Source organism: Ruegeria sp. EL01, assembly GCF_900313035.1.
GTDB lineage: Bacteria > Pseudomonadota > Alphaproteobacteria > Rhodobacterales > Rhodobacteraceae > Ruegeria.
Map to the genome: position 1 here is coordinate 25,830 of NZ_OMPS01000026.1, position 26,086 is coordinate 51,915.

Annotated in this window: 29 protein-coding genes; 12 read left to right on the forward strand and 17 right to left on the reverse strand. The window is 57.0% G+C overall.

Annotated elements, in window-relative coordinates; all coding sequences use genetic code 11:
• Window positions 1-8 precede the first annotated feature (8 nt).
• Together accC and aat are read left to right on the forward strand one after the other, a co-directional pair.
• The gene (gene accC, locus D9K61_RS11320) at window positions 9-1,358 is read left to right on the forward strand and encodes an acetyl-CoA carboxylase biotin carboxylase subunit (protein ID WP_120633362.1); all 1,350 of its coding nucleotides are present in this window, start codon (window positions 9-11) and stop codon (window positions 1,356-1,358) included.
• A gap of 45 nt (window positions 1,359-1,403) precedes the next feature.
• Window positions 1,404-2,036, forward strand: coding sequence for a leucyl/phenylalanyl-tRNA--protein transferase (gene aat / locus D9K61_RS11325; RefSeq protein ID WP_120633363.1), 633 nt, complete (start codon window positions 1,404-1,406; stop codon window positions 2,034-2,036).
• On the opposite strand, the gene D9K61_RS11330 is transcribed toward aat, so the two are convergent.
• The 6 genes from D9K61_RS11330 to D9K61_RS11355 all read right to left on the reverse strand — a co-directional run bounded on the left by D9K61_RS11330 (window position 1,991) and on the right by D9K61_RS11355 (window position 5,741).
• Window positions 1,991-2,359 (reverse strand): DUF2155 domain-containing protein, encoded by a 369-nt coding sequence (locus D9K61_RS11330; RefSeq protein ID WP_120633364.1) that lies wholly within the window; start codon window positions 2,357-2,359, stop codon window positions 1,991-1,993. The two genes, aat and D9K61_RS11330, sit on opposite strands and share 46 nt — an antisense overlap.
• Window positions 2,356-2,805, reverse strand: coding sequence for an outer membrane lipid asymmetry maintenance protein MlaD (gene mlaD / locus D9K61_RS11335; RefSeq protein ID WP_120633365.1), 450 nt, complete (start codon window positions 2,803-2,805; stop codon window positions 2,356-2,358). The genes D9K61_RS11330 and mlaD overlap by 4 nt, the downstream gene beginning before the upstream one ends.
• Window positions 2,806-2,817: 12 nt before the next feature.
• Complete coding sequence (locus D9K61_RS11340) at window positions 2,818-3,201, reverse strand: NADH:ubiquinone oxidoreductase subunit NDUFA12 (protein ID WP_120633366.1); 384 nt, start codon at window positions 3,199-3,201, stop codon at window positions 2,818-2,820.
• A 78-nt stretch (window positions 3,202-3,279) separates the two neighbouring features.
• The gene (locus D9K61_RS11345) at window positions 3,280-3,639 is read right to left on the reverse strand and encodes a RidA family protein (protein ID WP_120633367.1); all 360 of its coding nucleotides are present in this window, start codon (window positions 3,637-3,639) and stop codon (window positions 3,280-3,282) included.
• 68 nt (window positions 3,640-3,707) lie between these two features.
• The gene (clpX, locus tag D9K61_RS11350) at window positions 3,708-4,976 is read right to left on the reverse strand and encodes an ATP-dependent Clp protease ATP-binding subunit ClpX (protein WP_120633368.1); all 1,269 of its coding nucleotides are present in this window, start codon (window positions 4,974-4,976) and stop codon (window positions 3,708-3,710) included.
• A 132-nt stretch (window positions 4,977-5,108) separates the two neighbouring features.
• A complete protein-coding gene (locus D9K61_RS11355; protein WP_120633369.1) occupies window positions 5,109-5,741 on the reverse strand; it encodes an ATP-dependent Clp protease proteolytic subunit in 633 nt (210 codons plus the stop codon).
• Window positions 5,742-6,107: 366 nt separating this feature from the next.
• Here D9K61_RS11355 and D9K61_RS11360 point away from each other — a divergent pair, with 366 nt between their 5' ends.
• Both D9K61_RS11360 and D9K61_RS11365 read left to right on the forward strand, forming a co-directional pair.
• Window positions 6,108-6,449 carry a helix-turn-helix transcriptional regulator gene (locus D9K61_RS11360; RefSeq protein ID WP_120633370.1) on the forward strand — a complete coding sequence of 114 codons (342 nt, stop codon included), beginning with the start codon at window positions 6,108-6,110 and terminating at the stop codon, window positions 6,447-6,449.
• Between the two features lie 177 nt (window positions 6,450-6,626).
• Complete coding sequence (locus D9K61_RS11365) at window positions 6,627-6,764, forward strand: entericidin A/B family lipoprotein (protein WP_120633371.1); 138 nt, start codon at window positions 6,627-6,629, stop codon at window positions 6,762-6,764.
• 601 nt (window positions 6,765-7,365) lie between these two features.
• On the opposite strand, the gene D9K61_RS11370 is transcribed toward D9K61_RS11365, so the two are convergent.
• The 4 genes from D9K61_RS11370 to lepA form a co-directional block, all read right to left on the reverse strand.
• On the reverse strand, window positions 7,366-7,818 hold the full coding sequence (locus D9K61_RS11370; RefSeq protein ID WP_254055745.1) for a hypothetical protein: 453 nt from the start codon (window positions 7,816-7,818) through the stop codon (window positions 7,366-7,368).
• Window positions 7,819-7,930: 112 nt separating this feature from the next.
• Window positions 7,931-8,251 (reverse strand): hypothetical protein, encoded by a 321-nt coding sequence (locus tag D9K61_RS11375; protein WP_120633372.1) that lies wholly within the window; start codon window positions 8,249-8,251, stop codon window positions 7,931-7,933.
• Between the two features lie 381 nt (window positions 8,252-8,632).
• Window positions 8,633-9,994, reverse strand: coding sequence for an SIR2 family protein (locus D9K61_RS11380; RefSeq protein ID WP_162946842.1), 1,362 nt, complete (start codon window positions 9,992-9,994; stop codon window positions 8,633-8,635).
• Window positions 9,995-9,997: 3 nt separating this feature from the next.
• Window positions 9,998-11,797: a translation elongation factor 4 gene (gene lepA / locus D9K61_RS11385; protein ID WP_120633374.1), complete on the reverse strand. Its 1,800-nt coding sequence runs from the start codon at window positions 11,795-11,797 to the stop codon at window positions 9,998-10,000.
• Between the two features lie 90 nt (window positions 11,798-11,887).
• On the opposite strand from lepA, the gene D9K61_RS11390 reads away from it, so the two are divergent.
• The 3 genes from D9K61_RS11390 to D9K61_RS11400 all read left to right on the forward strand — a co-directional run bounded on the left by D9K61_RS11390 (window position 11,888) and on the right by D9K61_RS11400 (window position 14,570).
• Window positions 11,888-13,078, forward strand: a complete 1,191-nt coding sequence (locus tag D9K61_RS11390; protein WP_120633375.1) for a hypothetical protein — start codon at window positions 11,888-11,890, stop codon at window positions 13,076-13,078.
• 161 nt (window positions 13,079-13,239) lie between these two features.
• Window positions 13,240-13,551, forward strand: coding sequence for a hypothetical protein (locus tag D9K61_RS11395; protein ID WP_120633376.1), 312 nt, complete (start codon window positions 13,240-13,242; stop codon window positions 13,549-13,551).
• Between the two features lie 68 nt (window positions 13,552-13,619).
• Window positions 13,620-14,570 (forward strand): LysR family transcriptional regulator, encoded by a 951-nt coding sequence (locus D9K61_RS11400; protein WP_120633377.1) that lies wholly within the window; start codon window positions 13,620-13,622, stop codon window positions 14,568-14,570.
• Here D9K61_RS11400 and D9K61_RS11405 read toward each other — a convergent pair.
• Window positions 14,567-15,010: a low molecular weight protein-tyrosine-phosphatase gene (locus D9K61_RS11405; RefSeq protein ID WP_120633378.1), complete on the reverse strand. Its 444-nt coding sequence runs from the start codon at window positions 15,008-15,010 to the stop codon at window positions 14,567-14,569. The genes D9K61_RS11400 and D9K61_RS11405 overlap by 4 nt on opposite strands.
• A 28-nt stretch (window positions 15,011-15,038) precedes the next feature.
• Between D9K61_RS11405 and D9K61_RS11410 the strand changes: the two genes are divergently transcribed.
• On the forward strand, window positions 15,039-15,737 hold the full coding sequence (locus tag D9K61_RS11410) for an NAD-dependent deacylase (RefSeq protein WP_120633379.1): 699 nt from the start codon (window positions 15,039-15,041) through the stop codon (window positions 15,735-15,737).
• Between the two features lie 75 nt (window positions 15,738-15,812).
• Window positions 15,813-16,421, forward strand: a complete 609-nt coding sequence (locus D9K61_RS11415) for an HdeD family acid-resistance protein (RefSeq protein WP_120633380.1) — start codon at window positions 15,813-15,815, stop codon at window positions 16,419-16,421.
• Window positions 16,422-16,522: 101 nt separating this feature from the next.
• On the opposite strand, the gene D9K61_RS11420 is transcribed toward D9K61_RS11415, so the two are convergent.
• The 3 genes from D9K61_RS11420 to rpmB (D9K61_RS11430) form a co-directional block, all read right to left on the reverse strand.
• The gene (locus D9K61_RS11420; protein WP_120633381.1) at window positions 16,523-16,996 is read right to left on the reverse strand and encodes a copper chaperone PCu(A)C; all 474 of its coding nucleotides are present in this window, start codon (window positions 16,994-16,996) and stop codon (window positions 16,523-16,525) included.
• 43 nt (window positions 16,997-17,039) lie between these two features.
• Window positions 17,040-17,429 carry a hypothetical protein gene (locus D9K61_RS11425; protein WP_254055746.1) on the reverse strand — a complete coding sequence of 130 codons (390 nt, stop codon included), beginning with the start codon at window positions 17,427-17,429 and terminating at the stop codon, window positions 17,040-17,042.
• A gap of 364 nt (window positions 17,430-17,793) precedes the next feature.
• Window positions 17,794-18,081 carry a 50S ribosomal protein L28 gene (gene rpmB, locus D9K61_RS11430; protein WP_120633384.1) on the reverse strand — a complete coding sequence of 96 codons (288 nt, stop codon included), beginning with the start codon at window positions 18,079-18,081 and terminating at the stop codon, window positions 17,794-17,796.
• Window positions 18,082-18,373: 292 nt separating this feature from the next.
• On the opposite strand from rpmB (D9K61_RS11430), the gene D9K61_RS11435 reads away from it, so the two are divergent.
• Entirely contained in the window at window positions 18,374-19,366 is a 993-nt protein-coding gene (locus D9K61_RS11435; protein WP_120633383.1) for a class I SAM-dependent methyltransferase, read from the forward strand.
• Window positions 19,367-19,547: 181 nt separating this feature from the next.
• Here the strand turns inward: D9K61_RS11435 and rpmB (D9K61_RS11440) are convergent, their stop codons facing one another.
• Together rpmB (D9K61_RS11440) and D9K61_RS11445 are read right to left on the reverse strand one after the other, a co-directional pair.
• Window positions 19,548-19,835, reverse strand: coding sequence for a 50S ribosomal protein L28 (gene rpmB, locus D9K61_RS11440; protein WP_120633384.1), 288 nt, complete (start codon window positions 19,833-19,835; stop codon window positions 19,548-19,550).
• A gap of 170 nt (window positions 19,836-20,005) precedes the next feature.
• Complete coding sequence (locus D9K61_RS11445) at window positions 20,006-21,151, reverse strand: Hint domain-containing protein (protein ID WP_120633385.1); 1,146 nt, start codon at window positions 21,149-21,151, stop codon at window positions 20,006-20,008.
• Window positions 21,152-21,804: 653 nt separating this feature from the next.
• Here D9K61_RS11445 and D9K61_RS11450 point away from each other — a divergent pair.
• Complete coding sequence (locus tag D9K61_RS11450) at window positions 21,805-22,338, forward strand: AAA family ATPase (RefSeq protein WP_120633452.1); 534 nt, start codon at window positions 21,805-21,807, stop codon at window positions 22,336-22,338.
• Between the two features lie 12 nt (window positions 22,339-22,350).
• On the opposite strand, the gene meaB is transcribed toward D9K61_RS11450, so the two are convergent.
• On the reverse strand, window positions 22,351-23,334 hold the full coding sequence (gene meaB, locus D9K61_RS11455; protein WP_120633386.1) for a methylmalonyl Co-A mutase-associated GTPase MeaB: 984 nt from the start codon (window positions 23,332-23,334) through the stop codon (window positions 22,351-22,353).
• A gap of 204 nt (window positions 23,335-23,538) precedes the next feature.
• Between meaB and hrpB the strand changes: the two genes are divergently transcribed.
• Complete coding sequence (hrpB, locus tag D9K61_RS11460) at window positions 23,539-25,986, forward strand: ATP-dependent helicase HrpB (protein WP_120633453.1); 2,448 nt, start codon at window positions 23,539-23,541, stop codon at window positions 25,984-25,986.
• The last annotated feature ends 100 nt before the right edge of the window (window positions 25,987-26,086 follow it).

Consider the following 26,086-nt stretch of genomic DNA (forward strand, 5'->3'; position numbering starts at 1 on the left):
GCGGCCCCATGTTCGACAAGATCCTGATTGCCAACCGAGGCGAGATCGCCCTGCGTGTGATCCGCGCTGCCCGCGAAATGGGGATAAAGACGGTCGCCGTCCACTCCACCGCCGACAGCGACGCGATGCATGTGCGCATGGCCGACGAATCGGTCTGTATTGGCCCCCCGCCCAGTCCGCAAAGCTATCTGTCAGTGCCTGCGATTATCTCGGCCTGCGAAATAACAGGCGCGCAAGCGATCCACCCCGGCTATGGCTTTCTGTCCGAGAATGCCGAGTTTGTGCAGATCGTTGAAGATCACGACATCACCTTCATCGGCCCCACCGCCGAACATATCCGCGTCATGGGTGACAAGATCACCGCCAAGGACACGATGAAGGCGCTGGGTGTGCCTTGCGTTCCGGGCTCGGATGGTGGTGTTCCCGATCTGGCGGCGGCCAAGCGTATCGGCGAAGAATTCGGCTATCCCGTCATCATCAAGGCCACCGCCGGCGGCGGTGGACGCGGCATGAAAGTCGCGATGAGTGCCGATCAGATGGAAAGCGCCTTCATGACCGCGCGGGCCGAGGGCAAGTCTAACTTTGGCAATGACGAAGTCTACATCGAGAAATACCTGACCACACCACGCCATATCGAAATTCAGGTCTTTGGCGACGGTAAAGGCAAGGCCGTGCATCTGGGCGAACGCGACTGCTCGCTGCAACGCCGCCACCAGAAGGTGTTTGAAGAGGCCCCCGGCCCCACGATCACCGCAGAAGAACGCGCCAAAATCGGCAAGGTCTGTGCGGATGCAGTTGCCAAGATCAACTATATCGGCGCGGGCACCATCGAGTTCCTGTATGAAAACGGCGAGTTCTATTTCATCGAGATGAACACCCGCCTTCAGGTGGAACACCCGGTGACCGAAGGCATCTTCGGCGTCGATCTGGTACGCGAACAAATCCTCGTCGCTGCGGGGGAACCGATGTCATTCGGTCAGGACGATCTTGTGATCAACGGTCACGCGATCGAGGTTCGGATCAACGCCGAAAAGTTGCCGAATTTCTCGCCCTGCCCCGGTAAGATCACGGCCTATCACGCACCCGGTGGGCTGGGTGTACGGATGGATTCAGCGCTGTATGACGGGTACTCGATTCCGCCCTACTACGACTCGTTGATCGCCAAGCTGATTGTGCAAGGTCGCGACCGGCCCGAAGCACTGGCACGCCTCGACCGGGCATTGGGTGAACTGATCGTGGACGGCATCGACACAACGGTACCGCTGTTTCATGAGCTTCTTCAGAACGCTGACGTCCAAAGCGGCGACTATAACATCCACTGGCTGGAGCACTGGCTTGCGGAGAACATGGCCGACTAACAACGCTGGGCCGGTGGGTCATCCGCCGGCCTTCGGACACCCCGAATGAGCCTGTCCCCCGAACTTTTACTGCACGGCTACTCTATCGGCATCTTCCCGATGGCAGAGCATCGTCACGACCCCGAGTTATTTTGGGTCGACCCCAAAGTTCGTGGCATTTTTCCGTTGGATGGGTTTCACATCTCACGCAGCCTTGCCCGCCGGATCCGAAACTGCGGTTTCGATGTGACAATCGACCAGGATTTCGCCGGTGTTGTGGATGGCTGCGCCGACCGCGCCGATACCTGGATCAATGACGAGCTGCGGGGCCTGTATCAACACCTGCACCGTTCGGGCCATGCCCATTCTCTTGAAGTCTGGGAAGGGACCTCTTTGGTGGGTGGTGTCTACGGCGTCGTTCTGGGTGCTGCATTTTTCGGGGAAAGCATGTTCTCTCGCCGCACGGATGCGTCGAAAGTTGCGCTGGCCTATCTGGTGGATCGTCTACAGCAAACCAGATTCCAACTGTTCGATACGCAATTTCTGACTGCGCATCTGGCGTCCCTGGGCGCTATCGAGATACAGCGCAGTCGGTACCGTTCATTTCTGGAAGAGGCGATCAACGCCGGCGCCGATTTCACCGCGCCGCTGTCTCAGTCCGCTGACGGTGTGATACAGCGGATCACCCAGACGTCATAGCGCGAGTGATCCAAAGCATTCAGCGCTGGTGAGGTCGCGATCATCCAGCCATCAAACAATTGATCCGCTTTGCCTGTGTCCCAGATGGTCAGATAGGCGAAGGCATCCCCGGTTGGATTGTCCACCGGATAGCGGCAATCGCCCAAGGCAACATCCAACCCGAAAACCGATTGGGTTTGGCCGTTCTGCATTTCAACATCGACGGTCTGCCCGTTCACCTTGTCCAATCCGCGCAACAACGCCCCAGGACCGGACTGAACCTTTTGCTGTGCTGTCGCGCTTGTTCCCACCAACAGCAAAGACAGGAGGACCGCACGCATCATTCGCGGCCGTCCCCAGCCACAAACTTGACCAGTAGCGAGATCAGGCTGACCGCGCCTTGAGTATCTTCAATCTCATCTCCGGGTTCGAAAAAGAAAGGCGACCCGCCGGGCATAACCTCGACGAAGTTCCCACCCAACAGCCCTTCGGACGAGATCACGATGGCGCTGTCATCCGGGACAAGAATACCGTCTGCAACCGAAAACGTTGTATCTGCCCGGTAAGTGTCCGGGTTCAGGGTCACGTCTGTGACCGCGCCAATCTTGACGCCAGCCAGACGCACGTCAGTGCCGACGCCAACCCCTTCAAGTGAGCGGAACGATGCGCCCAATTGGTACCCTGCGCTGTTTTGCGACAGGCCCGTGGATTGGCTCGCATAGACGCCAAACGCAACAGCGCACGCCAAAACAGCGCCGCCGACAATAACTTCGGTCCAATTGTGGGACATTGCTCGCCTCGTTTACTCCGGGCTCCAGGCCTCGTAATCCTTACGCTCAACCGGTTCAGCCCGGCGCAGCGATCCAGCAGGGGTATAGGCCAGGGCCGTTCCCGTCAGGTTCTCTTGATGCGGTTTTTCCCAGGATTTATGCGGCAACGGCCTGTCCGTTGGCGGCTCATCCCAGGTCCGGTGCAGCCATCCGTGCCATTCAGGATCGACCCGACTGGCCTCGGCCTCGCCGTTAAAAATCACCCAGCGCTTGCTGTCATCCGCATTGCGGTAAAACACATTGCCTTCGTTGTCTTCGCCAACTTTAACGCCCTTACGCGCAGTGTAGATTTGCGTGTTCAGGGTTGCCCCGTTCCACCACGTCACGGCCCGCAAAAGAGTGTTCAGGATTCCCATTGGCTGCCTCCGGCATTTCTATTCCAGCAGATATGGACCAAAGGTCCGCCAAGGTCCAGTGCCGCCGGATGTTCTGCATCACTCCGGCAAGAAGGCGGTAACTTCGATTTCGATCCGGTACTTCGGGTCGATCAAACCACATTCGATCATGGTTGCTGCTGGCGGGTTCGCGCCAAAGGTTTTCGCCAACATAGGCCAGCATGGTTCGAATTCAGCGCGGTCTGGCAACATATAGGTGACCCGCACCACATCCGAAAACCCTGCCCCCGCTTCGGTCAGGGCTTTTTCGATGATAGACAGCGCTGATTGGCATTGCGCAACAACCCCATCACCCTGCCCGACCGTGCCGGCAACATGGATCCAGTTTCCGGCGACCACGGCCCGGCTGTATCCAACTTTGGCCTCGAATTCTCCGCCTGACGAAATACGTTTGATCATTTGAATTCACTCCAACAAAAAACGGCGCGGAAGGTACCGCGCCGTATGATTCTGCGATTGTGCAGTGTTTAACCAGCCGACGCCGATTCAGGCGCCGCATCTGCGTAGATGATCAGCGGTTGCGCTTCCGAGTTTACAGCCTCTTCATTCACAACAACCTCGGTCACATTCTTCATACCCGGCAGTTCGAACATGGTATCCAGCAAGATATCTTCCAGGATCGACCGCAGCCCGCGCGCTCCGGTTTTGCGCTCGATGGCTTTCTTGGCAATCGCCTTAAGCGCATCATCAGTAAAGCCGAGTTCAGCATCTTCCAACTCGAACAGGCGCTGGTATTGCTTGACCAACGCGTTCTTCGGCTTGGTCAGGATGGTGACCAGGGCGTCCTCGTCCAGATCTTCAAGCGTTGCCAGAACCGGTAGACGGCCAACAAATTCGGGGATCAGGCCAAATCGCAACAGATCTTCGGGTTCGAGTTCCTTGAAAATCTCGCCCACGCCGCGATCGTCATTGTCTCGCACGTCAGCACCAAAGCCCATGGCCGAGCCTTTGCCGCGTTGTGCGATGATCTTGTCCAATCCTGCAAACGCACCGCCACAGATGAACAGGATGTTTGTCGTGTCCACCTGCAGGAATTCCTGCTGCGGATGCTTGCGACCTCCTTGCGGAGGAACGCTGGCAACAGTGCCTTCCATCAATTTCAGCAGCGCCTGCTGCACACCCTCACCCGACACATCACGGGTGATCGAGGGATTTTCAGACTTGCGCGTGATCTTGTCGACCTCGTCGATATAGACGATGCCGCGCTGCGCGCGTTCGACGTTGTATTCACTGGACTGCAACAGCTTGAGGATGATGTTTTCGACATCCTCACCCACATAACCCGCCTCGGTCAGCGTCGTTGCGTCGGCCATGGTAAACGGCACATCCAGTATCCGCGCCAGCGTCTGCGCCAGCAACGTCTTCCCGCAACCCGTCGGACCGATCAGCAGGATGTTAGATTTGGCCAGTTCAATATCACCGCCCGACTTCTGAGCGTGATTTAGGCGCTTGTAGTGATTGTGGACCGCAACCGACAGAACCCGCTTGGCGGTGGCCTGACCGATCACATAGTCGTCCAGAACTTCGCAGATGTCTTTTGGTGTCGGCACACCGTCCGAAGATTTCAGCCCGCTGGCTTTGGTCTCTTCGCGGATGATGTCCATGCACAGCTCGACACATTCATCACAGATAAAAACGGTCGGGCCTGCGATCAGCTTACGCACCTCATGCTGGCTTTTGCCGCAAAAGCTGCAGTAGAGCGTGTTTTTGCCGTCACCGCCTGAATTCGTCGCCATGATCTACCTTTCGGGCTCCATCCCTGCGCCCCTTTGCGGAACGCGTTTGCGCCTGTTCATGCAGCTTAGGCCAGCACTGTGACGGCTACAATCTCAAAATGACCCCCGCGCCGGTGACGCGGGGTTTTGGCATCAGGCCTCTTCCGTATCCATTTTTGCGCGATTTTCGACGATCTCGTCGATGTGACCCCACTCTTTGGCTTCTTCCGGGCTCATGAAATTGTCACGGTCCAGCGCTTTTTCAACCGACTTTTTGGTCTGCCCGGTATGACGAACGTAGATATCATACAGGCGATCCTTGAGTTTCTGCGTCTCGGCCGCATGGATCATGATATCGCTGGCCTGCCCCTGATACCCACCACTTGGCTGGTGCACCATGATGCGGCTGTTGGGCAGCGAAAAGCGCATGCCATTCTCGCCACCGGCCAGCAGAACCGACCCCATCGAGGCCGCCTGACCGATCACCAATGTCGAACATTTCGGCTTGATGTACTGCATTGTATCGTAAATCGACAAACCGCTGGTCACCACGCCACCCGGCGAATTGATATACATCGAGATTTCTTTGTTCGGGTTTTCCGCCTCAAGATGCAGCAACTGGGCCACGATCAGATGGCTCATCCCGTCGTGGATCGGGCCGTTGATGAAAATGATCCGCTCTTTCAGCAGACGTGAGAAAATGTCATATGCGCGTTCACCCCGGCTGGTCTGCTCGACGACCATGGGAACGAGCGTATTCATGTAGGTATCTACTGGATCGAACATTCGGAACCTGCCTGCTTTGCTATGGATCGGGACTTTACCCCAACGAGAGTTACCCGAGTCTTAGTATTGCCACCCGGGGGCTGCAAGGGGGCTGTTCGAGAACAGGTGGCAATCGGTACTCTGCGCCATACAGCATAACGGGTCCGACGATGGACCGGCACCGACCTACCCTTACCGAGTGCAGGTTGCATTTTACCCTGGCAACACCGGGGAAATTCGCCGTTAGTTCCCCTTTTGCTCATCACGATATTCTGATTCATGCACTCGCAAACAAGCGTATAAGGCAACTACGAACGCGGATTCTCCTCACCGGTAGCCCCGCTATTGAATCAACACCCAACTGACGGGTTCGCAAGGAAGACGAATATGGCACTCCCCCAGCTGTCACACGACATGTCTAAGGAAGACATGGATCTTATGGTCGACAATGCAACGCGTGCATCGAACTTCCTTAAAGCCATAAGCCACGAAGGCCGTTTGATGATCCTGTGTCACCTGACCTCGGGCGAAAAGTCTGTAACCGAACTGGAAGATCTTCTGTCAGCCCGACAAGCTGCAGTGTCACAACAGCTCTCCCGCCTGCGACTAGAGGGGTTGGTCGCACCGCGGCGTGAAGGCAAGGCGATCTATTATCGACTGGCAGACGATCGTTCGCGCCGCATGCTTGAAGTTGTGTACGAACTTTTCTGCAGCGATAACAATACCTAAGGCTGGCTTGCCCATCGTGCAAAGCCGACCCACCTCCATTCTTGCAAGGTCGGCACCCATGAGGTGAACAAGCAAGTTGCGCTTTGAAACCAGCTGGTAGCAAAATGCAGCTAAGGCACTGGTTCAGGTGCGCAAAAGGTGCTACCGAAAAGAGGATTATGTACTGAGGAGACACGTATGATCCGCGTAATTCTGATTGGCCTGAGCCTGTTTGCACTGACGGCTTGCGAAACCGCAAAAGGCGCTGGCAAAGATATTGAAAACGCTGGCGACGCCATACAAGGCGCAGCAACTGACGTTCAGGAAAACCTCTGACACGCAGCTAGGTGCGGTTGGCTTATCTGCTACACCTAAGCTGACTAAACACCCATAACATGACGCGAAAACGGGGCTCTTTTGCTGTTGCAATGGGGCCTTGTTTTACGTCCGCTTTGGGGATGACAAAACTTACCCCAAGCCTAAAACCACACTCCGAAATCTCCAATTCTCCCCACTTGACGAACAAGGCAACCTGCGGTCGGCTAGGCTGGACTTGCAGGATTTGCACACCACTCGGTCCGCCAATCTTTCGAGGTGTACAAAACGAATGGCACCCATGTGCTACAAGATTCCCCAAGCCTGCACCTGCCTGGACGATTTGGTGACCCAGGGCCAGATAGCGCTTAACCTCACCGCGCGAAGCTGCCCTGAAAGTGCGTGAGATCCAGATGACCCAACCCGAGAAACGCATTCTAGCGCGGTGGATCGGAGTCTGTCGCGGACGGTGAACTGACCGCCCGACCCACCTCCTCGCTACGGAGACGTTGGTTCCGTTTATGAGAAGCGCCCTGACCCGAGCGGGATACCAATTAAACAATGCCGCATTCTAATAACAACGGCGGTACATACCCCCTCAACCCGTCGGACCAGAGACGCTTCAGTTCACCTGACGCTCCAGAACAACGCTGTACGCTGTCCCGCGGCGCAGGCTACGGAAATCCGCATAAATCTTGCCGTCCTGATACTTGGCATCCACCAGTGCATTCACACCGATCTCTGGGTCGGCCGAACTTTCGACCAATCCGATGGTGCCAGACCCATCCAGACTGATGGTGCCGGTGGCATCATAGACCCGCCAGTCCGCATCAGCGTTAGGCCGCCACATGCTGGGACCCCAGAACAGGTTTTCCTGCTGCTTCTGAATATCCAGCAACCATTCGCCATCGTGGAAACGCGGGGCATCACCGGTTGCGGTGCGGGACGGGGACACCTTGGTATAGGTGCCGGTCCAGGCCCCGCGCAGGTCTGGCGATGTATCGGCCAGAGCGGCGGTTCCAAGGGTGAGGCTCGTGGCCAAAGCGGCTGCTCCGGCAGTCATATATCTGGTCATGGTCTCTCCTCCGAACTGTGCGGCCATCGTTGGCCTTCCTTAAACAGATTGGGAAGGTTCGGGCGTCATACAAGTTTTCTAAAGGAGGCTTAATGTTGGCTTCATGTTCGCCTCAGGCCCAGGCCAAAGCGGTGCCGAGGATGACCAGAGCGATGCCAAACCCCTCACGATACGAGAAGTTTTCGCCGAACAGAAAGAATGAAGCGATGGCGATCAGAACAACCTCGGCCCCCAGAATGCCGGTATAGATGATGCCCAGCCGTTCGTCGCGCAGCGCGGCGAGCTCCAGCGTCGCCCCGGCCAGCAGGGTCGCAACGATCAGCAGGCCCAGCCCCACACCGGGGAGTTTCCACCAGAACTTCATCGCGATCATGGCCACGGAATAGAGACCCGCCGACCCGAGGGCGATGATAGGGATCATGGATGTGGACATCTGCGCCTCCTGCCGAGGGTTCCGTTGGGTCAAATGTAGCAGGAGGGGGCGGTTGAGGCTGTGAGGTGGGTCACAGTGGGGTGATGGGTGAGAACACCCATCTTACGTAGGGTGGGTTTCCAACCCACCATTCCATCCCCGTAGGGCGGGCTTCAGCCCGCCACCAAACCCATCCGATCCGCGCGCGTTGGGATTGGGTCAGGTGAATGGCGGGCTGAAGCCCGCCCTACGGTTGTTCAAAGCCGTTCTATAATACGAACTGAGGGCAGCGCCGGCCCGAGGGGAGGCGCAAACGCGCCGCCCCATGGCGGCGGGTCGGCGCGGCACGGCGGTGCCGCCGGGCGGGTGGTGCTCGGCATCGTGCGAAGCGGTGATAAGTACCTACGCTTGATCGTCTTCAGGCGCTCCCACTAATTCCACATTGTACGGCTGTTCATCGCGCACACAGGCAAGCAGATCAACCGCATCTTGTGAGTACATTTGAGCCTTTGATTTCTTACTAATCCGGACAGTGCAGTGGTATTGGTTGTCAGAAGCCTTGATATCAACTCCCGTTTCGTCTCGAATCTTCGCGATCAGTGTATTAGCGCGATGCCACCCCGGAAAACCAAGCTTCTTTCCAACTTCTGTCAGATTGAATGGGTACTTAGCCGAGAACTCCGTCGCAGGTTGCAAATCAGCAATACCAAATAGCTTCGCAAATTCTTCTTCGGAACTCGTCTTTGTAGAAATTAGATCAAAATCAACCTCTAGCATTTGGCGGGGGATATCCTTTCTTACGAGGTGATATGATCTCGCAAGAATTGCGCGCAAAACTTGTGGGTTAACATTGGCTAAGGGCGCGTTGTGCCCGAGCGCCTCAAACACCCATTGGAAATCTTCCGCTTCGATCGCTTGTACTCTGACTCCTTTGCTCGGTGAAACTTGTACAATTTTCTCCGTGGCAGGGTTTGGAGCGGTAGGTCGGGAAAGCACAAAAACGTTCGAGACTAAATCACCCGGAATCTCCATTGCTTGATCAAGATCATGCAAGACATTCCGAATGTTCTCATCTTCAATGCTGTAACCGACGAACAGAATCGGATGTTCGGCAAAAAAAGTGAGTAGTTTTGCAGTTAAGTATTTGCGCCGCTGCGAAAAACCTGAGTAGTCATCATGCGTTATTACAACTGAACTCGGCTTATCTACTGTTCCGTGAATCTTGTAAATCTCACCGATATTCGCAAACGGTGCAGTAATTAACCCGCGCCCAAGAACTGGTTGATAGTCCGGCAAGACAGCTTCGATTAGTTTGTCATAATTAGTAGTAATCACAGACTGCGGGCGTATAGAGGAAAAGGCCTCCGCTTCGGCAGAGTGATCATCAATAACCTTCACCCCAAATGACTTTAAGTATCTGCAAATATGATACTTTAAGTATATATCTTTCGGAACTTCAGACTCAAAAAGAATATCTGGAAAGTGTTCTCTGCCATCCCCCCAAGCCCAAGACTGATAGTCTTTGGAAATCCTTGATGCAACCAGAGATAAATCACCATTCTCTTGCTGCATGAAGAAGTTTAGCGGTTTCTTGATGTCAGAGCACTCGTCAATTGCCCAACCTAGGAGATCCTTCCATGTAGGCATCGAAAGCCACCTGCGGCTCAATCCAGAACCGACAAATACAATTGGCTGTAAAGGGAATGATTTTCTTACTGCTGCAATTCGTTCAATTACTTCGTCTTTGTAATCGTTGTTATCCAAAGTTTACCCATCCATTTTCAACGCTGAGATGAACGCCTCCTGAGGAATATCAACTTTGCCGAACTGGCGCATCTTCTTTTTACCCGCCTTCTGCTTGTCCAGCAGTTTGCGTTTCCGCGTGGCGTCTCCTCCGTAGCATTTGGCGGTCACGTCCTTGCGCAGGGCTGAGAGGGTCTCGCGGGCGATGACCTTGCCTCCGATGGCGGCCTGGATCGGGATTTTGAACATGTGGCGCGGGATCAGGTCCTTGAGCTTTTCGCACATCGCACGGCCCCGCATCTCGGCCCGGTCGCGGTGAACCATGGTCGACAGCGCGTCGACCGGTTCGTCATTCACAAGCACCGACATCTTGACCAGCGCGTCCTCGGTATAGCCGGTCATCTGGTAGTCGAAGCTGGCATAGCCCTTTGTCACCGATTTCAGGCGGTCGTAGAAGTCAAAGACAACCTCGTTCAGGGGCAGGTCATAGACGACCATGGCGCGGCTGCCCGCATAGGTCAGGTCCATCTGGATACCGCGGCGGTCCTGACAGAGTTTCAGCACGTCGCCGAGGAATTCGTCAGGCACCAGAATGGTCGCCTTGATGCGCGGCTCCTCGATATGGTCGACCTTCGACGGATCGGGCATGTCGGCGGGGTTGTGCAGCTCGATCATCTCGCCGTCTTTCATGAAGACGTGGTAGATCACCGACGGGGCGGTGGTGATCAGCTCGATATCATATTCGCGCTCGATGCGGTCGCGGATGACCTCAAGGTGCAGCAGGCCCAGAAAGCCGCAGCGGAAGCCAAAGCCAAGTGCTGCCGAGGTTTCCATCTCAAAGCTGAAGCTGGCGTCGTTGAGCGCCAGTTTGTCGATCGCATCCCGCAGGTCTTCGAATTCGGAACTGTCGACGGGGAAGAGGCCACAGAACACCACCGGCTGCGCGGGTTTGAAGCCTGTCAGAGCCTCTTCGGTGCCGTTGCGGTCATTGGTGATGGTGTCGCCGACTCGGGTGTCGCGGACCTGTTTGATCGAGGCGGTGAGAAAGCCGATCTCACCGGGGCCGAGGCTGTCGACCATCTCCATCTCGGGGCGGAAGACGCCGACGCGATCGACATGGTGCAGGGTGTTGTTCGACATGAACTTGACCCGCATCCCCTTTTTCAGCGTGCCGTCCATGATACGAACCAGAACGATGACGCCGAGATAGGCATCGTACCACGAATCCACCAGCATCGCCTTGAGCGGCGCGTCGAGCGTGCCCTTGGGCGCGGGCAGATGGGTGACGATGGATTCCAACGTCTCGTGGATGCCCTGCCCGGTCTTGGCGCTGACCTGAATGGCCTCGGATGCGTCGATGCCAATCACGTCTTCGATCTGTTCGGCGACGCGGTCACAATCGGACGCAGGCAGGTCGATCTTGTTGAGCACCGGAACGATGTCATGATCGGCGTCGATGGCTTGGTAAACATTGGCCAGCGTCTGCGCCTCGACCCCTTGGGTGGAGTCCACAACCAGCAGCGAGCCCTCGACCGCACGCATCGAGCGCGAGACCTCATAAGCAAAGTCGACATGGCCGGGGGTGTCGATCAGGTTCAGCACATATTGCTCGCCATTATCGGCGGTATAGTCGATGCGAACCGTGTTGGCCTTGATCGTAATGCCGCGTTCCCGCTCGATATCCATGCTGTCGAGCAGCTGTTCCTTCATGTCGCGATCCTTGACTGTCCCGGTCTCTTGGATGAGCCGGTCAGCAAGGGTTGATTTGCCATGGTCGATATGCGCGACGATGGAGAAATTACGGATATGAGCGAGGTCTGTCATGGGTTGGGGATATGATTTGTTTTATAACGGTGGTCAATGGCTCCTACTTCCGAGAGAGCGCCTTTTCTGCAACAATCAGGTTTCGGAACTATGGCTGACTATCCAGAGCTTCTTAGAAGGCGGCTCGATGAAATCCTGAGCTCTTCTCAGGACGAAATGTTACGTTCAGCGATTGCACGTATTTATCTTAGACATCTTCTAGAACTCACGACTCCACAAGAATGGGAGAGGCCAGAGGAAGCTGTTTGGGTGCGAGGCCGAGAACAGATTGTGCTCCACTGCTTCCGCTTAGGCATTTGTTGTGCTGTGGCCGCGCAACATAGCGGCCCTGACCGTCAGAGTTTCAGATGGGGCGAACTCATTTCCATGTCAGAAACTTTGATCACAAAATTCGAGCAAACTGACTTAACTGAGGAGAGGCATGTTTGGGTTTCTGAAACCTCTCAGATAGTCGCCAACTATTTCGCGGGAAACACGTCCGCTCGCGAAGCGCTGAGGTTACTCTTTCCCAACGCTGGGTCTCGCTCCGATTGGCGGAGTTCTGCAGTCGAAGATTTGTCTAGTATTGATTTCAAGGATAGCGTAGCGGAGGATGTTTTTGATCTTCAAAACGACATACGTTTCCACTCTCCGGAGGATGCGTTACGGCAAGAGCTTTTTTCTCCAGAAAACGAAAGCGAGTTCACCTCTAAGCCTCACTACGTGACAATCTACTTCGAACACGGGCTATCTTCGGCAGGCGAGGTTTGGACATTTTGGTCCGATTGGTACAACGGATTTCTTGAAGGCAAACCATTGGACTGGAAGCTACAGGAACGCGTAGCTCTAATCGATGACGCGATCTGGAGTGCTGGGCCAGACGCGGTTGCAGAGGAAATCGCGAAGATAAAAGTCGAGATGGCTCTTGAAAATTTTCGAGGTATCCACGCCGGCAATCGAACTACAAGACACGGAGTCGGCGGAAACTATCCGCCGGAGGCCATTGAAGACCCAAAAGACTTGGTTTCGTCGATGGACCTAGTCTGGAAAGCAATCGGCGACATTGAAGATGAAGTCGCCAAGCCGACACCGGATCGAGGCAGCTTGGAGATCGCGCTTGGGGCGCTAAAAAGTGGTTTGACGGCACTGCTCAGATGGAGTGGTCACAAAGCAGATCTGGCGTTAGATACCGCAATCAAGTGGAGCATCCTGGTCGTAGGTGGCACGTATCTAGCCGCTCATCCGGACAAAGTTCAGGCCCTTATCGAGGCCGTCGAGGGATGGCTCAAATTCATACCCTGACCAACGCCGGGCTGAAGCCCGGCCGACGGGGTAGAGTGTTTCCGACTCGTGTATTCACTTTTTCGCAACGCATGATTGATCCCTTAACCACTTTGATTCATACTCCGCGGCAGACTGAGAGGGGCGCAGATCTCTCCGGGCAGGCAAAAACGAGGCTTTACATGAAACAGTTCCTCTTAATCGCACTTTGTGCCACGTCGATTTCGGTGGTGGCGCCGGTGGCAGCTGAGGCGTCTCAGATCAAGCGGGCGTGTCTGGCATCCGACCGGCAGGCGGCGACGCGGCAGCGGTGCAGGTGCATTCAGGGCGTCGCCAATGACACCCTGACAAGTGGCGATCAGAGCAAGGTCGCCAAATGGTTTTCCGATCCGCATCAGGCGCAAGTGCTGAAGATGTCGAAATCTGCGCGCGATGACGCGTTGTGGGATCGGTATCAGGCTTTTGGCCAACTGGCTCAGGCGCTCTGTCGGTAGGCATCCATCTGAACGCTTGACCTGATCCCCGCTGCCCCTCAGAAAAGGCGCAGCGAAAGGGATTGTTCATGGTGATGAAGGGGCTGACTCTGCGCGGGCTCGAAGTGTTCGAGGCTCTGGCGCGAACGGGATCGGTGGCGCAGGCGGCCGAGATCACGGGGCTCAGCCAGCCCTCGGTCAGCCAGCAACTGCGCAATCTGGAAAAGGCTTTGGGCACCGATCTGGTGGATCATGGACGGCGTCCTATGCGGTTAACGCAGGCCGGGCGCAGTTTTTTGGCCCGCACGGAATCGGTGCTGGCCGAACTGCAGATGGCGCAGAGCGAGCTGTCGGTTATGGATCTGGGTCATCTGACGACGCTGTCTATCGGGTTGATCGATGACTTCGATAATGATCTGACTCCGCGTCTGGCCACGTTGCTGGCCGACAGTCTGACCCGATCAAAATTCAAGCTGATCACATTGTCCAGCCTTGATCTGTTCGAAGCGCTTGAGGCGCAACGGCTGCATATGGCGATCTCGGCCCATAGCGGCGAAGTCCTGGAAGGCGTGGTTGAATATCCGTTGGTTCAGGATCCATTCATTCTGGCGACACCCAAGGGCGCAGGCGGCGTCGAAGCCGCGCTGCGCGACCTACCGTTTCTGCGCTATGCGCGCGAGCAATTGATCAGCCGACAGATCGAAGGCCATCTGGCGCGCCAGCAGATGGAGTTCGAGGAACGGTTCGAGATCGGATCACATATGGCGCTGATGGCGATGGTTGCACGTGGTCTGGGCTGGGCGATCACCACCCCGCTTGGCTATATGCGAGCGGCCCGTTTCCATGACGGGCTGGAGGTACACCCTGCCCCGTTCGGTGCGTTTTCCCGGACCATTTCCCTGTTCACCCGAACCGACTGGTCGGACCAGGTTCCGAAGGAGGTCGCGGGCATGACTCGGCGGCTGATGCAGAACCAGATCATTGATCCGGCGCTGGCGCAGGTGCCCTGGTTGAATGACCAACTGAAGGTGATTGATTAGCGCGACAGATGCGCATCAAGCCCTGTGACCGCCGCCTCGATCAGGTCCAGCGCGCCATCGAAATCCCGTGTGTAATAGGGATCGGGCACATGATCAGCACCGGTCTGGGGGGCGAACTCAGTCAGCAGGTGGACTGGCGTGGTGTTGCCTGATGGCCGCAGGTCTTCGATATCCGCGATGTTGTTGGCATCCATGCCAATGATCAGGTCGAATTCGTCGAAATCCTGCGCCGTGAATAGGCGGGCACGCAGGTCGCTGAGATCGATGCCCCGGACGCTAGCGGCTTTTTGCATCGGTCCATAGGGCGCATTTCCAGCGTGCCAACCCATGGTCCCGGCGCTGTCGGTTGTGTGATGGGGCGCGCGGTTGCGAAAGACACCTTCGGCGGCGGGGGATCGGCAAATATTGCCGAGACAGACAAAGAGGATACGGTGGGTCATGCGGTAAGGTTTAGCGCGCGGAGGAGATATGGAAAAGATCGTGATATTGACCGGAGCCGGAATCTCGGCCGAAAGCGGGCTGATCACCTTTCGCGATGAAGGCGGGTTGTGGGCGCAACATCGGATTGAGGATGTCGCAACACCTGAGGGGTTCGCCCGCGATCCCGCGCTGGTGCAGGGCTTCTATAATGCGCGCCGTGTTCAGGCGGCCAAGGTGCACCCCAATGCGGCGCATCAGGCACTGGCCCGATTACAATCGGAATGGCCTGGTGACGTGGTCATTGTCACCCAGAACGTCGACAACCTGCATGAGGCGGGCGGCGCTGAGGATGTGATCCACATGCATGGAAGTTTGGACCGGGCGCTGTGTGCCACTTGCGGGCATCGCTGGGCCGCGCCGCCGGAAATGGCTGTGGGTGAACCCTGCCCCACCTGCGCCGAACCAACAGCCCGGCCGGATGTGGTCTGGTTTGGCGAGATGCCTTATCATATGGATGAGATCTATTCCCACCTGTCCAGCGCGTCGATCTTCGCAGCCATCGGAACATCAGGTCAGGTGTATCCGGCAGCAGCTTTCGTGCATGAGGCACAGACCGCAGGATCTCAAACCCTCGAAATCAACTTGGAACCGACCATGGGCGCATCGGTGTTTGATGACCGGCTGGTTGGCAAGGCGACGGAAACGGTTCCTCAATGGGTCGACCGGCTGCTGCGGCAGACGGATTGAACTGTAGCCGCCAAAACTAAAGACAGCACTGATATTCCTGTTTATTCTGATCTCAAACTCGGTGGAGCGTGACACATGACAGACCAAGACCCCCAAACCGGCGAAATCGTGGATGACGACAGCATGGCGGGCCGCGATCAACTGGGCAATCAGTTGGCCAACCTCTGGTGGACCTTCCTTCTGCGTGGTGTTTTGGCCGGCTCTGTTGGCCTGGCGGCTCTGTTCTGGCCGACAAGCAGCATTGCGTTACTACTGCGGTTGGTAGGGGCCTTGCTGATCCTGGACGGTGGCCTGACCTTGATGGGATTCGGGCGTCGCGGTCTGGTCGGGGGGGCCGGCATCGCCGCTGTACTGATCGGGCTCGTTCTGCTGTTGTGGCCCGAAGGTGCTGCCCGTCTGGCCTTTTTCCTGATCGGGGCCTGGGTTTTGATCATCGGAATCGGCTCGTTGATGGCAGGGCAACAAATGTACGATCAGGATCCGCAGCGCGCGACCATGCGCATCTCAGGCGGTATTGCCTGTGTCATCGGTTTGATGCTGATGTTCTGGCCCGGCAGCGGTCTGGTCGCGCTGGGATGGGCGATCGCGTTCTCGGCGCTGACATTTGCGCTTGTGATGTTCTGGCTGGCTGCGCGATTTCGTCAGGCGGGCGACCGGGTGGGCATGAAGACCATCCACAAATAGCGGTGGTCCCTATACCCTTTGACCACAATGGTCAAAGGCCGGGCTTTGCCCGGCCTGACGCATGGATGACGGCCGCAAAGCGGCCTGAAGACAGGTGTGGCCTAGTTTGAATGCGATCCGTGGCCACCCTTGTCCTGACGCGCAAGATCGACCGGAATCTCAAGCTCGACCTCACCAGCCTGCTCGAAAATCAGCGTGACCGGAACCGTCGCATCCTGTTCGAACGGTGCAGAAAGGCCCATGAACATTACATGATCTCCACCACGTTGCAGCATATGGGTTTCGCCTGCCGGGATCACAAAACCTTCTTCGACACGAACCATCTTGGCCACGCCGTTTTCATCGATCTTGTGGGTGTGCAACTCGACCCGTGCCGCGACGTCCGAGGATACGCTGATCAGGCGATCGTCAGTATCGCCCTGATTCTGGATCATCATGAAAGCCGCACCCGCCTTGGCGGCCTTACCTGAGGATCGGGCATAGGCGTCATCGACCTTGATGGTGCCCTCAGCGAGGGCGGGAAGCGCCAGCGCGACGGCGGCCAGCGATGCGAGCAGTGTTGTTTCGAAGGACATTGTGCCTCTCCTGTCTAAAAGTCTGAATAAGTTTGAAAGATGTTCAGACAGAAACAGGTGGCGCGCGGGCGGGCTGTCGGGGTTTGGGCAAGGCAATCAAATTGCCGGTTTGACGCTGTGGCCATGGCAGCGTTTGCCGCGGAATTTCGGGCAGGATCACAGGGGGCGCTAAAACAGCGCCCAACAGCGCAAGGGCGTAGTCCGGGCAATAATGCGGAGGCGCGCTCGGCTGCCCGTTTGCATCCATATAGACAACAACTGGGCCTGAACCGGTGCACAGCACCATCTGACCCACAGCATTGTCTATACCACGCGACGCAGCAACGCCCTGCCCGGTCAAAATCACAAGCAGGGAGAGGATAAGGGGCAAAATTCTGTTTATGACGGCGTTCATCCTGACCCGGGTATAGGCCAGCGCTTCAGGGCGCTTCAAGCGCCAAAGGGTCGCGCCTGAACCCGGCTTACCAGTCCAGTCCAGACCGCTTCACAGGCCGTTCGGTCAGGTTGGTATGGGTTCGATTCACTCGCCGTTGCATCCGGGAACACGCCGAAACAACTTTGCCAAACACAGCCGCCAGCACCAGAAAAAAATAGAAACTTCTTAAAGACATAACTTGGCCCCCGACTTTAACTAGGTCCAATCTAGGTCACGCGCGCGCCGTTGTATGTGAACCAAGTCACCAACACGCGCAATTAATCTAAAAATACAAACAATAGGGTACAACTATCTCATAATGCAAAACAAAAAGCCCTGTACCACGTGGGTACAGGGCTGAATTCTTGCAACTGAGACAGGATCAGGCCGAGGCTTGTGCCTTGGCGATTTCCTTTTTCACTTTCAGAGCGTTGTCGGACAGCTCGTCATCCTTGGCTTTGGCCAGGAACGCGTCCAGACCACCTCGGTGATCCACCGAACGCAGGGCAGCCGCCGAGATGCGCAGCTTGACGCCACGGCCCAGGGTTTCAGACTGCAGGGTAACGTCGTTCAAGTTGGGCAGAAAACGACGACGAGTTCTGTTTTTGGCGTGGCTGACATTGTTGCCAGTCATCGGGCCTTTTCCGGTCAGTTCGCAACGGCGCGACATGGTTTCTTCCTTTACATCGTCAGGCACTGCTTGACCGCGTGCAACACGTCCGAAAAGAAACCCGGCCAGTCAAAGCGTTTTTGCCTGCGAGCCTGATCCAGTTGAGCCGCAACACAGTAGTGGCGGCAATCCGCCATTTGCCCTGACCGTTCCACCCCTGCCCGGCATTTCGGCTTCACGCAGTTGCCCATCCCACAAAGATACTTTCATTGTTCCGCTTTCAACTCTAAAGAAATCGTCAAAAGTTGAATTTTTATGAATTCGGCATTTAGAGAATTCGAGGAGAAAGTTAATGAAAGACCACCCTGATCTGCAGCTTATTCCGAACTTGTCTCTATTGAAGGAATACGCCGACGGCTATCCCGAAGGTATTCACGTAACACCCGACGTTATCGGATCCATTGGGGATGGTACGACCGAGCAATTTCGCGAACACGCCAAGACGTATGATGAACGGTACTTTGGTTTGGAAGAGCAGAACAGGCGCCTTCTGGCCCGCTGTAAGGAGATCTTTCCCAGCTTTGAACTGAGTTCCGTTGAAACCATACTCGATATCGGCTGTGGGTCGGGCAATGCCACATTTGCAATGCTAGATGTGTTGACCGATGCGTCAGTTTACGCCACCGATATCAGCCCGGATATGGTTGCAATCCTTGCCGAGCGCGCCGAGCAGCGCAACGTAAGTAAAAACATCGTTCCATTTATCTCCAATGCGGAAAAGGTCAACTTGAAGCCCGAAAGCTTCGATCTGATTTTCGGCTCGTCTATGGTCCATCACCTGAATGAGCCCGACGTGTTTCTGGATCGCATTCTGCCATCACTAAAGCCTGGCGGTCTGTGCCTATTTACCGAACCTTTCAAGGTCGGCCACCTGATCTTGCGTATGTTTCTGGATGAATTGTCGCGCGGCTCCCACTATTCGCACGGCATACCCGACGACATTCAAGAATTCTTCCGGTCCTACATCTTCACGATCGATGCCATGACGACGCTGGACCGCACCGAACTAGATTATTCGAAACTGGACGACAAATGGATGTTCTCGAGAAACTTTTTCGAGGAGACCGCAAAACGCAACGATGTCAACTATGGGTTTTTCTGCACTGACGCTATTGAGAACAGATTCGTGTTCAACATTGAGCGGCTGGTCTGGCTTGGGCTGGGTCAAAAATGGACCATGCCGGAACCCGCACGTGATTTCGTAGCTCGTTTCGACGCCTCATTGCCGCTAGATGTCATGGACGAAATCCCGTCCTCCGGCTGCATCATCTTCAAAAAGAACTGATACGACTGGCCGGATTCCATCCCGGAGATGGTGACATGTCTGGCAAGCCACGCAGCATCACCCTAGTGATGCCTCATCGGCCTAAGCCGAGGGGCAAGCGCAACCGGTAATACAACAGCGCACAAAAAACCCTACGTCCAAAAAGGGCGCAGGGTTTGAATTCCAAACCTGAAGTGTTGAATCAGGCCGAGGCTTGTGCCTTGGCGATTTCCTTTTTCACTTTCAGAGCGTTGTCGGACAGTTCGTCGTCCTTGGCTTTGGCCAGGAACGCGTCCAGACCACCACGGTGATCCACCGAACGCAGGGCGGCCGCCGAGATGCGCAACTTGACGCCACGGCCCAAGGTTTCCGACTGCAGGGTGACGTCGTTCAAGTTGGGCAGAAAACGACGACGAGTTCTGTTTTTGGCATGGCTGACATTGTTGCCAGTCATCGGGCCTTTTCCGGTCAGTTCGCAACGGCGCGACATGGTTTCTTCCTTTGTTTCTGGAGGCCGGGCACAAGACCCTCGGCCAAATCACAAGGGGCGCAACCCGAAGTCGCGCCCGAAAACTGGTTGGATGCGTTTAGTGGGAATCGCAGGAAGGGTCAAGACGGACAAAGTGAAATCTTTGCACCCTTACGCTACTGGCTGTTGGTTTACACCGGGCCTGCGGTCTGCAACAGCGGTTTGTTGTTTTTTAGGTGCCGTGCGACCAATTGTTTTTGCTGCTTTCCGCATGGAATCATGCGGGCAGGATCAACGGAATGGGCCATGCCGGAAAGTTCAGGAAAGATGCAAAAAATTTCCTGCCGCGCCGCATCGCTGAGCGATTTGAGCGCCTCCGGGCCGGTGAACAAGCTTTCGGTGGGTGCATTTTCGGCCCAGATGACCTGATGTTGGTCAAAGAGCAGGTGGAAGTATTCAACACTTTGCACGGTTTCATCGACAAAGATGCCCGGCAGCGAGGTCAGTTTGATCGCAGGCACCAATACCTCGGCTGCGCCAAACATGCGCTGAGCGATCTGTGATTGGACAAGCATACGGTGTTGACGCGACACAAGCAGGTCGCGCTGCGGCAAGCCGTGGCCCAACGCGCCCGCCACAATACGCACAGGCAGAAGTTTGGGATTGTCTCGCAGAGACTTTGCGTCAAACCGCCGATGACCAATCCAGCGAATTGGACAGCGTCCGTTACCTGCAGTCGGGATAGCGTCACCGATTTTCAGGTCTTGTATCCGGGTCTTGCCGTGCGGACCGTTGATCAGAGTATCCCGGCTAAAGCAGGGAAACCCCGTTCCGGTTTCGAACGTCGTATAAGTCACAATCTTGCCGGACGGCAGTTCGAACGTGCCGCTGGACAGCGAATAGCTCACCCCGGCGGAAACCGTGATCAGGCCAAATGTGCTGTCTGTAATCACAGTCCCGACGGGCAGGTTCAACGCATCCGTGCCAACTCCGCCCCGCACATCGCCCACCACATCGGTGCTTTGGAAATTAAGGGTGTCATTGCCGCGACCTAGACGGATATTGCCAATGTTTGATCCCTGAACAGTGACTGTGTCATTGTCATTGCCCGCGTTGACCTGCCCATTGACGGTGCTGCCGGTGATGGTGATGTCATCATTGCCAGCGTTGCCGCGGACCCGTCCGGTGATGGTGCTGTTGGTCACCGTGATGGTATCCGCCCCACCACGCGCCCGAATGTCATCAATCGGCGTTCCCTGCGCCGTTCCGTTCAGGGTGCCGTTGTCATTGGTGACATCTATATTGTCGGCGCCATTTGTCCCTACAATATTGGGCATGGTCGTCGAGTCCCGTTCGTCCGATCTAGCAAGCGCGCTTGCACAATTCCCAAAACACTTTTACCGCTTTGTCGAGAGACAACGCAGAGTTGCAATCAAAACCAGCTTACGAGACTAAAGGCGAATTTGCTACCTCCGCGTTCTTTTTTGATGTTTGCATTGGAACAGCAAGACGCAGCGGATCGTCGATTGGTGTGACATTTGTTAAACTCATCGAGAGCTCCGATGAGTCCATCGATTGCGCATTAAGATCACGATGCGAAATCTGGTTCGATCAGCACGGGTCGGTTTGGCTCTGTAAATCACCCTTTGGCCGCGAAGCCTGCGCAAACCTACACTCAATCACAGGCCACTGTTGCGTCCATGTGGTTCTGGCGTGGTATTCCAAGGCCCCGCCCTCCAAATGCATGGCTGAGTTGACTCTTGTAGATTGAAACAGGGTATTGTCGCGCCTCACTTCAATGGGATTTGGTATTCCCACGTTTCATAAGCGGCCATTCAAGGCGCGCGTCCATTGCATTTTGTCATGCGTGCCGGGGAACGCAACGACATGGCTTCTGAAACTGACCACCTGCATTTCGCGCAGCCCGGCAAAGTGCTGACAGCGGTTTTGAAAGGCGATAGGGCAACCAGCGGGTGGTGTGGCAATGAGTATGAACCAACGTATCTTGATTTCTGGCTGCTCTGGCGGCGGCAAGTCGGCTTTGATTGACGAACTCGGGCGCAGAGGGCAATCGACAGTGGCCGAGCCCGGTCGCCGGATCGTCGCAGAAGAGAAGGTTGGCAGAGGCACTGCCCTTCCCTGGGTCGACCTGGAAGCCTTTGCGCGCCGCGCAATAATGATGGCGGATGAAGATCTTCAGCAGGCCACACAAAAGGACGGTTTTGTGTTCTTTGATCGAGGGTTGATCGATGCAGCTGTGGCATTGCAGGTGGCAACAGGCGCAGACATTCATGATACCCTTGGCCCTGAGAAACACTACGCCACGAATGTCTTTCTGGCCCCGCCATGGCCGGAGATTTTCGCACAGGATGAAGATCGTCGCCATGGGTTCGATGACGCCGTCGCCGAATATGAGCGGCTGGCAATCGCCCTTCAGGAGTTGGGGTACTCGATCACGCTGCTTCCAAAAATGTCGATCAAAAAACGCGCCGATTTTGTGCTCGAGAGGCTCGAGGGCCAGTAGCGCAAATAGTACTCAACGGGTGCCCCCGGTCAGCTCGGCCAGCATGCGTTCCGCGGCGGCGGTCGGGCTGGTCTGACCGGTACCGACCTCGGTGCCAAGCTGATCCATCAACGCGCGTGCGTGCGGGGTGTCAAGACGTGCCAGCAATGCATGCCGGACCTCCTGATCGAACCAGAACCGCGCCTGCGCGGCACGGTTGGCGCCCCAATGCCCGTTGTCGCGTCGCCATTGCGTCAGGGTCTGCATCTCGTCCCATGCCTGCGCAAGCCCTTGTTCCTCGACCGCTGAGACGGTCATGGCTTTGGGAAATTCCTCGGGGTCCTGCGGGCGTTTGCGCAGCAGCCGCAACGCGCCGGAATAGTCTGCGCAGGTACGGGTGGCCGTGGCTTTGAGATCCCCGTCCGCCTTGTTGATCAGAATGACGTCGGCCATTTCCATGATGCCGCGCTTGACGCCCTGCAATTCATCGCCACCGGCCGGGGCGAGCAGCAGCAAAAAGAGATCAGACATCTCGGACACAACGGTTTCGGATTGCCCTACTCCGACAGTTTCGATCAGCACGACATCAAACCCGGCGGCTTCGCACAGGGCAATAGCTTCACGCGTGCGGCGGGCGACACCGCCCAGATGGGTTTGACTGGGGGATGGGCGGATAAAGGCGTTTGGGTCGCGGCTCAGACGTTCCATTCGGGTTTTGTCACCCAGAATCGAACCACCCGACCGGGCCGAACTTGGGTCCACTGCCAGAACGGCAACGCGCAGCCCCTGCCCCGTCAGCATCATACCGAAGCTTTCGATGAAGGTGGACTTGCCCACACCGGGCGTTCCTGAAAGCCCGATCCGCAGCGACTGACGCCCAGCGCCTGCCAGTTGTGCCAGCAATTCAGCGGCCTGCGCCCGGTGATCCGCGCGGTTGCTTTCAACCAGAGTAATCGCCCGGGCCAGCGCCCGACGTTCCCCATTCAAAATCCTGTCACCAAGGCTGTCCGTCTGCATTCTGACCCCGATCATTGCGGCACGAGTAGTTGCCGTTTTCCGGGGCGGTTTGTCCAGCCCGCAGGAGCTACGAATTTTCGCGATGCCGCGCGTGCGTCATTTCGCACAGCCCGAGCCGGAGCAAATCAAAGCAGGCAAGGGCGTGGAGCCTACGCGCCCTCGCGAGAACTGGACGGCACCTTTGGGATGGCGGATAAGGATCGGATGACAACGCGACTGCCCATTGATGACGCCCTTCCCGAACTGCTGGATGCCTTGCGCAAGCACGGTCGTGCTGTGCTACAAGCCCCCCCTGGGGCGGGCAAAACCACGCGGGTTCCTCTGGCTATGCTCCAGGCGGGATTGTGCGCGGGTAAGATCGTTATGCTGGAGCCCCGTCGACTGGCAGCTCGGGCGGCTGCCGAGCGTATGGCGGAAACATTGGGTGAGCGTGTGGGCCAGACGGTCGGATACCGTGTGCGCGGTGATACAAAAACCTCTCGGGCGACCCGGATCGAAGTGGTGACCGAAGGCATTCTGACCCGTATGCTGCAATCCGCCCCTGACCTGCCCGGCATCAGCGCAGTGATTTTTGACGAATTTCATGAGCGCTCGCTGAACGCGGATCTGGGGTTAGCGCTGTGTCTGGAGGTGACGGGCGCGCTGCGGGATGACCTGATCCTGATGGCGATGTCAGCGACACTAGATGCGGAACCGGTGGGTCAGTTGATGGAGGCGCCGCTGGTGACCTCGGCCGGACGCAGCTATCCGGTGGAAACGCGGTGGCTCGACCGACCGTTAGCTGCGCGCGTCCGACGGCTGGATGCGCTGGTCGATCTGGTTGTTCAGGCGGAACGCGACACACAGGCAGAAGGCGGCGGGATGTTGGTGTTTCTACCCGGCGAGGGTGAGATCCGACGCGCCGAAGCAGCGCTGTCCGGACGCCTTCCGGGAGATTGCACAATACGTCCGTTATTCGGGGCGATGCCTTTTGCCGCCCAGCGCGCCGCAATTGCGCCGGTGAAACAAGGGCGCAAACTGGTGCTGGCGACATCAATCGCAGAAACCTCGCTGACCATTCCGGATATCCGGGTCGTGGTCGATATGGGTCAGGCACGACGGGCGCGGTTTGATCCGGGCTCGGGTATGTCGCGACTGGTGACGGAACGGGTCACTCGGGCCGAAGCCACCCAGCGCGGGGGGCGCGCGGGACGTGTTGCCGAAGGTCAGTGCTATCGGTTGTGGTCTAAGGGCGAGGACGGCGCTTTGGCTGCCTTTCCCCCCGCCGAGATTGAAGCCGCAGATCTGACCGGCTTGGCGCTGGAACTGGCACTATGGGGCGCGGACGCGACGGCTCTGGCGTTTCTGACGCCGCCGCCCGAAGGCTCGCTGGCCGAAGCGCGAGCTTTGCTGACCATGTTGGGCGCATTGGACGGAAACGGACGGATCACGGATCACGGACGCGCCTTGGCCGCGTTGCCATTGCACCCCCGGCTGGGGCACATGCTGGTGGTTGCAGGCGCGCAGGCAGCCCCTTTGGCGGCGTTGATGGCCGAGCGGGACCCGCTGAGAGGAGCACCTGCCGACATAGCGCTGCGGCTCGAAGCGATGCGGGATGTGCGGGCCTTTCAACGCAACCGGGTCTGGCAGGTGAACACAAATGTTACCGACCGGATCAAGGCAGAGATCAAGCGCCTGAAGGCACAAGCCTCGAAAGAGTCCGAAGACAGAAGCACCGCTGCCATGGCAGCACTCGCCTATCCCGACCGAATTGGGCAACGGCGCAAAGGGGATGAGCCGCGATATGTCTTGTCCGGCGGCAAAGGTGCGGTCCTCGACTCCGGTGACACGCTGGCGGCGGCCCCTTATCTGGTGGTCACCGACACCGATGGAAATCCACGAGAAGCACGTGTTCGGATGGCCCTGCAGATTGCGGAACGCGATATCCGGGATTTGTTTGCAGACCAGATTGGCTGGGTCGACAGCTGTGAGTGGTCGAAACGGGACAGGCGCGTCGTCGCACGGCGGCAGGAGAGGTTCGGGGCGATCACGCTGGGGGACGGTACCTGGAAGGACGTACCGCAGGACGCCGTTGCCCGTGCAATGCTGGACGGCGTGCGGGATTTGGGGCTGCGTCTGGACGGCCCGGCGGCGCGACTGGCGACCCGGATCGAACTGGTGCGCGCCGATGGCGTGGAGTTACCGGATTTCTCGCCCCAAGGCCTGATGGCCAGCCTGGTAGACTGGCTGTTGCCGATGCTGGGTGGGGTGCGCAATGCCGATGAGTGGAAACGGTTCAATCTGCTGCCTGCTTTGCGGGCGCGGCTGGACTGGCCGCAAACGCAAGAGGTCGACCGGCGCGCGCCGGGATCGTTTGAAACGCCACTGGGACGGAAGGTTCCGATTGACTACGGCGGCGCGGCACCGGAAATCTCGGTCCGGCTGCAGGAATTGTTCGGGGTCACGCAACATCCGGTTGTTGGTGGTACCCCGCTAAAGATCACCCTGCTGTCCCCGGCGCAAAGGCCCATACAGATCACCCGTGACCTGCCCGGGTTCTGGGCCGGGTCCTATGCGGATGTGCGCAAGGATATGCGGGCACAATACCCCAAACATCCCTGGCCCGAAGACCCCACACAGGCGGATCCAACCCTGAGAGCCAAACGCAGATAAGGCGGACTGAGTCCGAACTGCCACATGGCCCGGGCAAATTAACCGAAAACCAGCCAAAAACAGGCAAGTTCATGCGGTAACGTTGAAATTTTACCCTTCT

Excerpts from the sequence above, each read along its gene's own strand:
- accC (WP_120633362.1), top strand. The coding sequence starts at position 9 with ATGTTCGACAAGATCCTGATTGCCAACCGAGGCGAGATCGCCCTGCGT.
- aat (WP_120633363.1), top strand. The coding sequence starts at position 1,404 with ATGAGCCTGTCCCCCGAACTTTTACTGCACGGCTACTCTATCGGCATC.
- D9K61_RS11330 (WP_120633364.1), bottom strand. The coding sequence starts at position 2,359 with ATGATGCGTGCGGTCCTCCTGTCTTTGCTGTTGGTGGGAACAAGCGCG.
- mlaD (WP_120633365.1), bottom strand. The coding sequence starts at position 2,805 with ATGTCCCACAATTGGACCGAAGTTATTGTCGGCGGCGCTGTTTTGGCG.
- D9K61_RS11340 (WP_120633366.1), bottom strand. The coding sequence starts at position 3,201 with ATGGGAATCCTGAACACTCTTTTGCGGGCCGTGACGTGGTGGAACGGG.
- D9K61_RS11345 (WP_120633367.1), bottom strand. The coding sequence starts at position 3,639 with ATGATCAAACGTATTTCGTCAGGCGGAGAATTCGAGGCCAAAGTTGGA.
- clpX (WP_120633368.1), bottom strand. The coding sequence starts at position 4,976 with ATGGCGACGAATTCAGGCGGTGACGGCAAAAACACGCTCTACTGCAGC.
- D9K61_RS11355 (WP_120633369.1), bottom strand. The coding sequence starts at position 5,741 with ATGTTCGATCCAGTAGATACCTACATGAATACGCTCGTTCCCATGGTC.
- D9K61_RS11360 (WP_120633370.1), top strand. The coding sequence starts at position 6,108 with ATGGCACTCCCCCAGCTGTCACACGACATGTCTAAGGAAGACATGGAT.
- D9K61_RS11365 (WP_120633371.1), top strand. The coding sequence starts at position 6,627 with ATGATCCGCGTAATTCTGATTGGCCTGAGCCTGTTTGCACTGACGGCT.
- D9K61_RS11370 (WP_254055745.1), bottom strand. The coding sequence starts at position 7,818 with ATGACCAGATATATGACTGCCGGAGCAGCCGCTTTGGCCACGAGCCTC.
- D9K61_RS11375 (WP_120633372.1), bottom strand. The coding sequence starts at position 8,251 with ATGTCCACATCCATGATCCCTATCATCGCCCTCGGGTCGGCGGGTCTC.
- lepA (WP_120633374.1), bottom strand. The coding sequence starts at position 11,797 with ATGACAGACCTCGCTCATATCCGTAATTTCTCCATCGTCGCGCATATC.
- D9K61_RS11390 (WP_120633375.1), top strand. The coding sequence starts at position 11,888 with ATGGCTGACTATCCAGAGCTTCTTAGAAGGCGGCTCGATGAAATCCTG.
- D9K61_RS11395 (WP_120633376.1), top strand. The coding sequence starts at position 13,240 with ATGAAACAGTTCCTCTTAATCGCACTTTGTGCCACGTCGATTTCGGTG.
- D9K61_RS11400 (WP_120633377.1), top strand. The coding sequence starts at position 13,620 with ATGGTGATGAAGGGGCTGACTCTGCGCGGGCTCGAAGTGTTCGAGGCT.
- D9K61_RS11405 (WP_120633378.1), bottom strand. The coding sequence starts at position 15,010 with ATGACCCACCGTATCCTCTTTGTCTGTCTCGGCAATATTTGCCGATCC.
- D9K61_RS11410 (WP_120633379.1), top strand. The coding sequence starts at position 15,039 with ATGGAAAAGATCGTGATATTGACCGGAGCCGGAATCTCGGCCGAAAGC.
- D9K61_RS11415 (WP_120633380.1), top strand. The coding sequence starts at position 15,813 with ATGACAGACCAAGACCCCCAAACCGGCGAAATCGTGGATGACGACAGC.
- D9K61_RS11420 (WP_120633381.1), bottom strand. The coding sequence starts at position 16,996 with ATGTCCTTCGAAACAACACTGCTCGCATCGCTGGCCGCCGTCGCGCTG.
- rpmB (WP_120633384.1), bottom strand. The coding sequence starts at position 18,081 with ATGTCGCGCCGTTGCGAACTGACCGGAAAAGGCCCGATGACTGGCAAC.
- D9K61_RS11435 (WP_120633383.1), top strand. The coding sequence starts at position 18,374 with ATGAAAGACCACCCTGATCTGCAGCTTATTCCGAACTTGTCTCTATTG.
- rpmB (WP_120633384.1), bottom strand. The coding sequence starts at position 19,835 with ATGTCGCGCCGTTGCGAACTGACCGGAAAAGGCCCGATGACTGGCAAC.
- D9K61_RS11445 (WP_120633385.1), bottom strand. The coding sequence starts at position 21,151 with ATGCCCAATATTGTAGGGACAAATGGCGCCGACAATATAGATGTCACC.
- D9K61_RS11450 (WP_120633452.1), top strand. The coding sequence starts at position 21,805 with ATGAACCAACGTATCTTGATTTCTGGCTGCTCTGGCGGCGGCAAGTCG.
- meaB (WP_120633386.1), bottom strand. The coding sequence starts at position 23,334 with ATGCAGACGGACAGCCTTGGTGACAGGATTTTGAATGGGGAACGTCGG.
- hrpB (WP_120633453.1), top strand. The coding sequence starts at position 23,539 with ATGACAACGCGACTGCCCATTGATGACGCCCTTCCCGAACTGCTGGAT.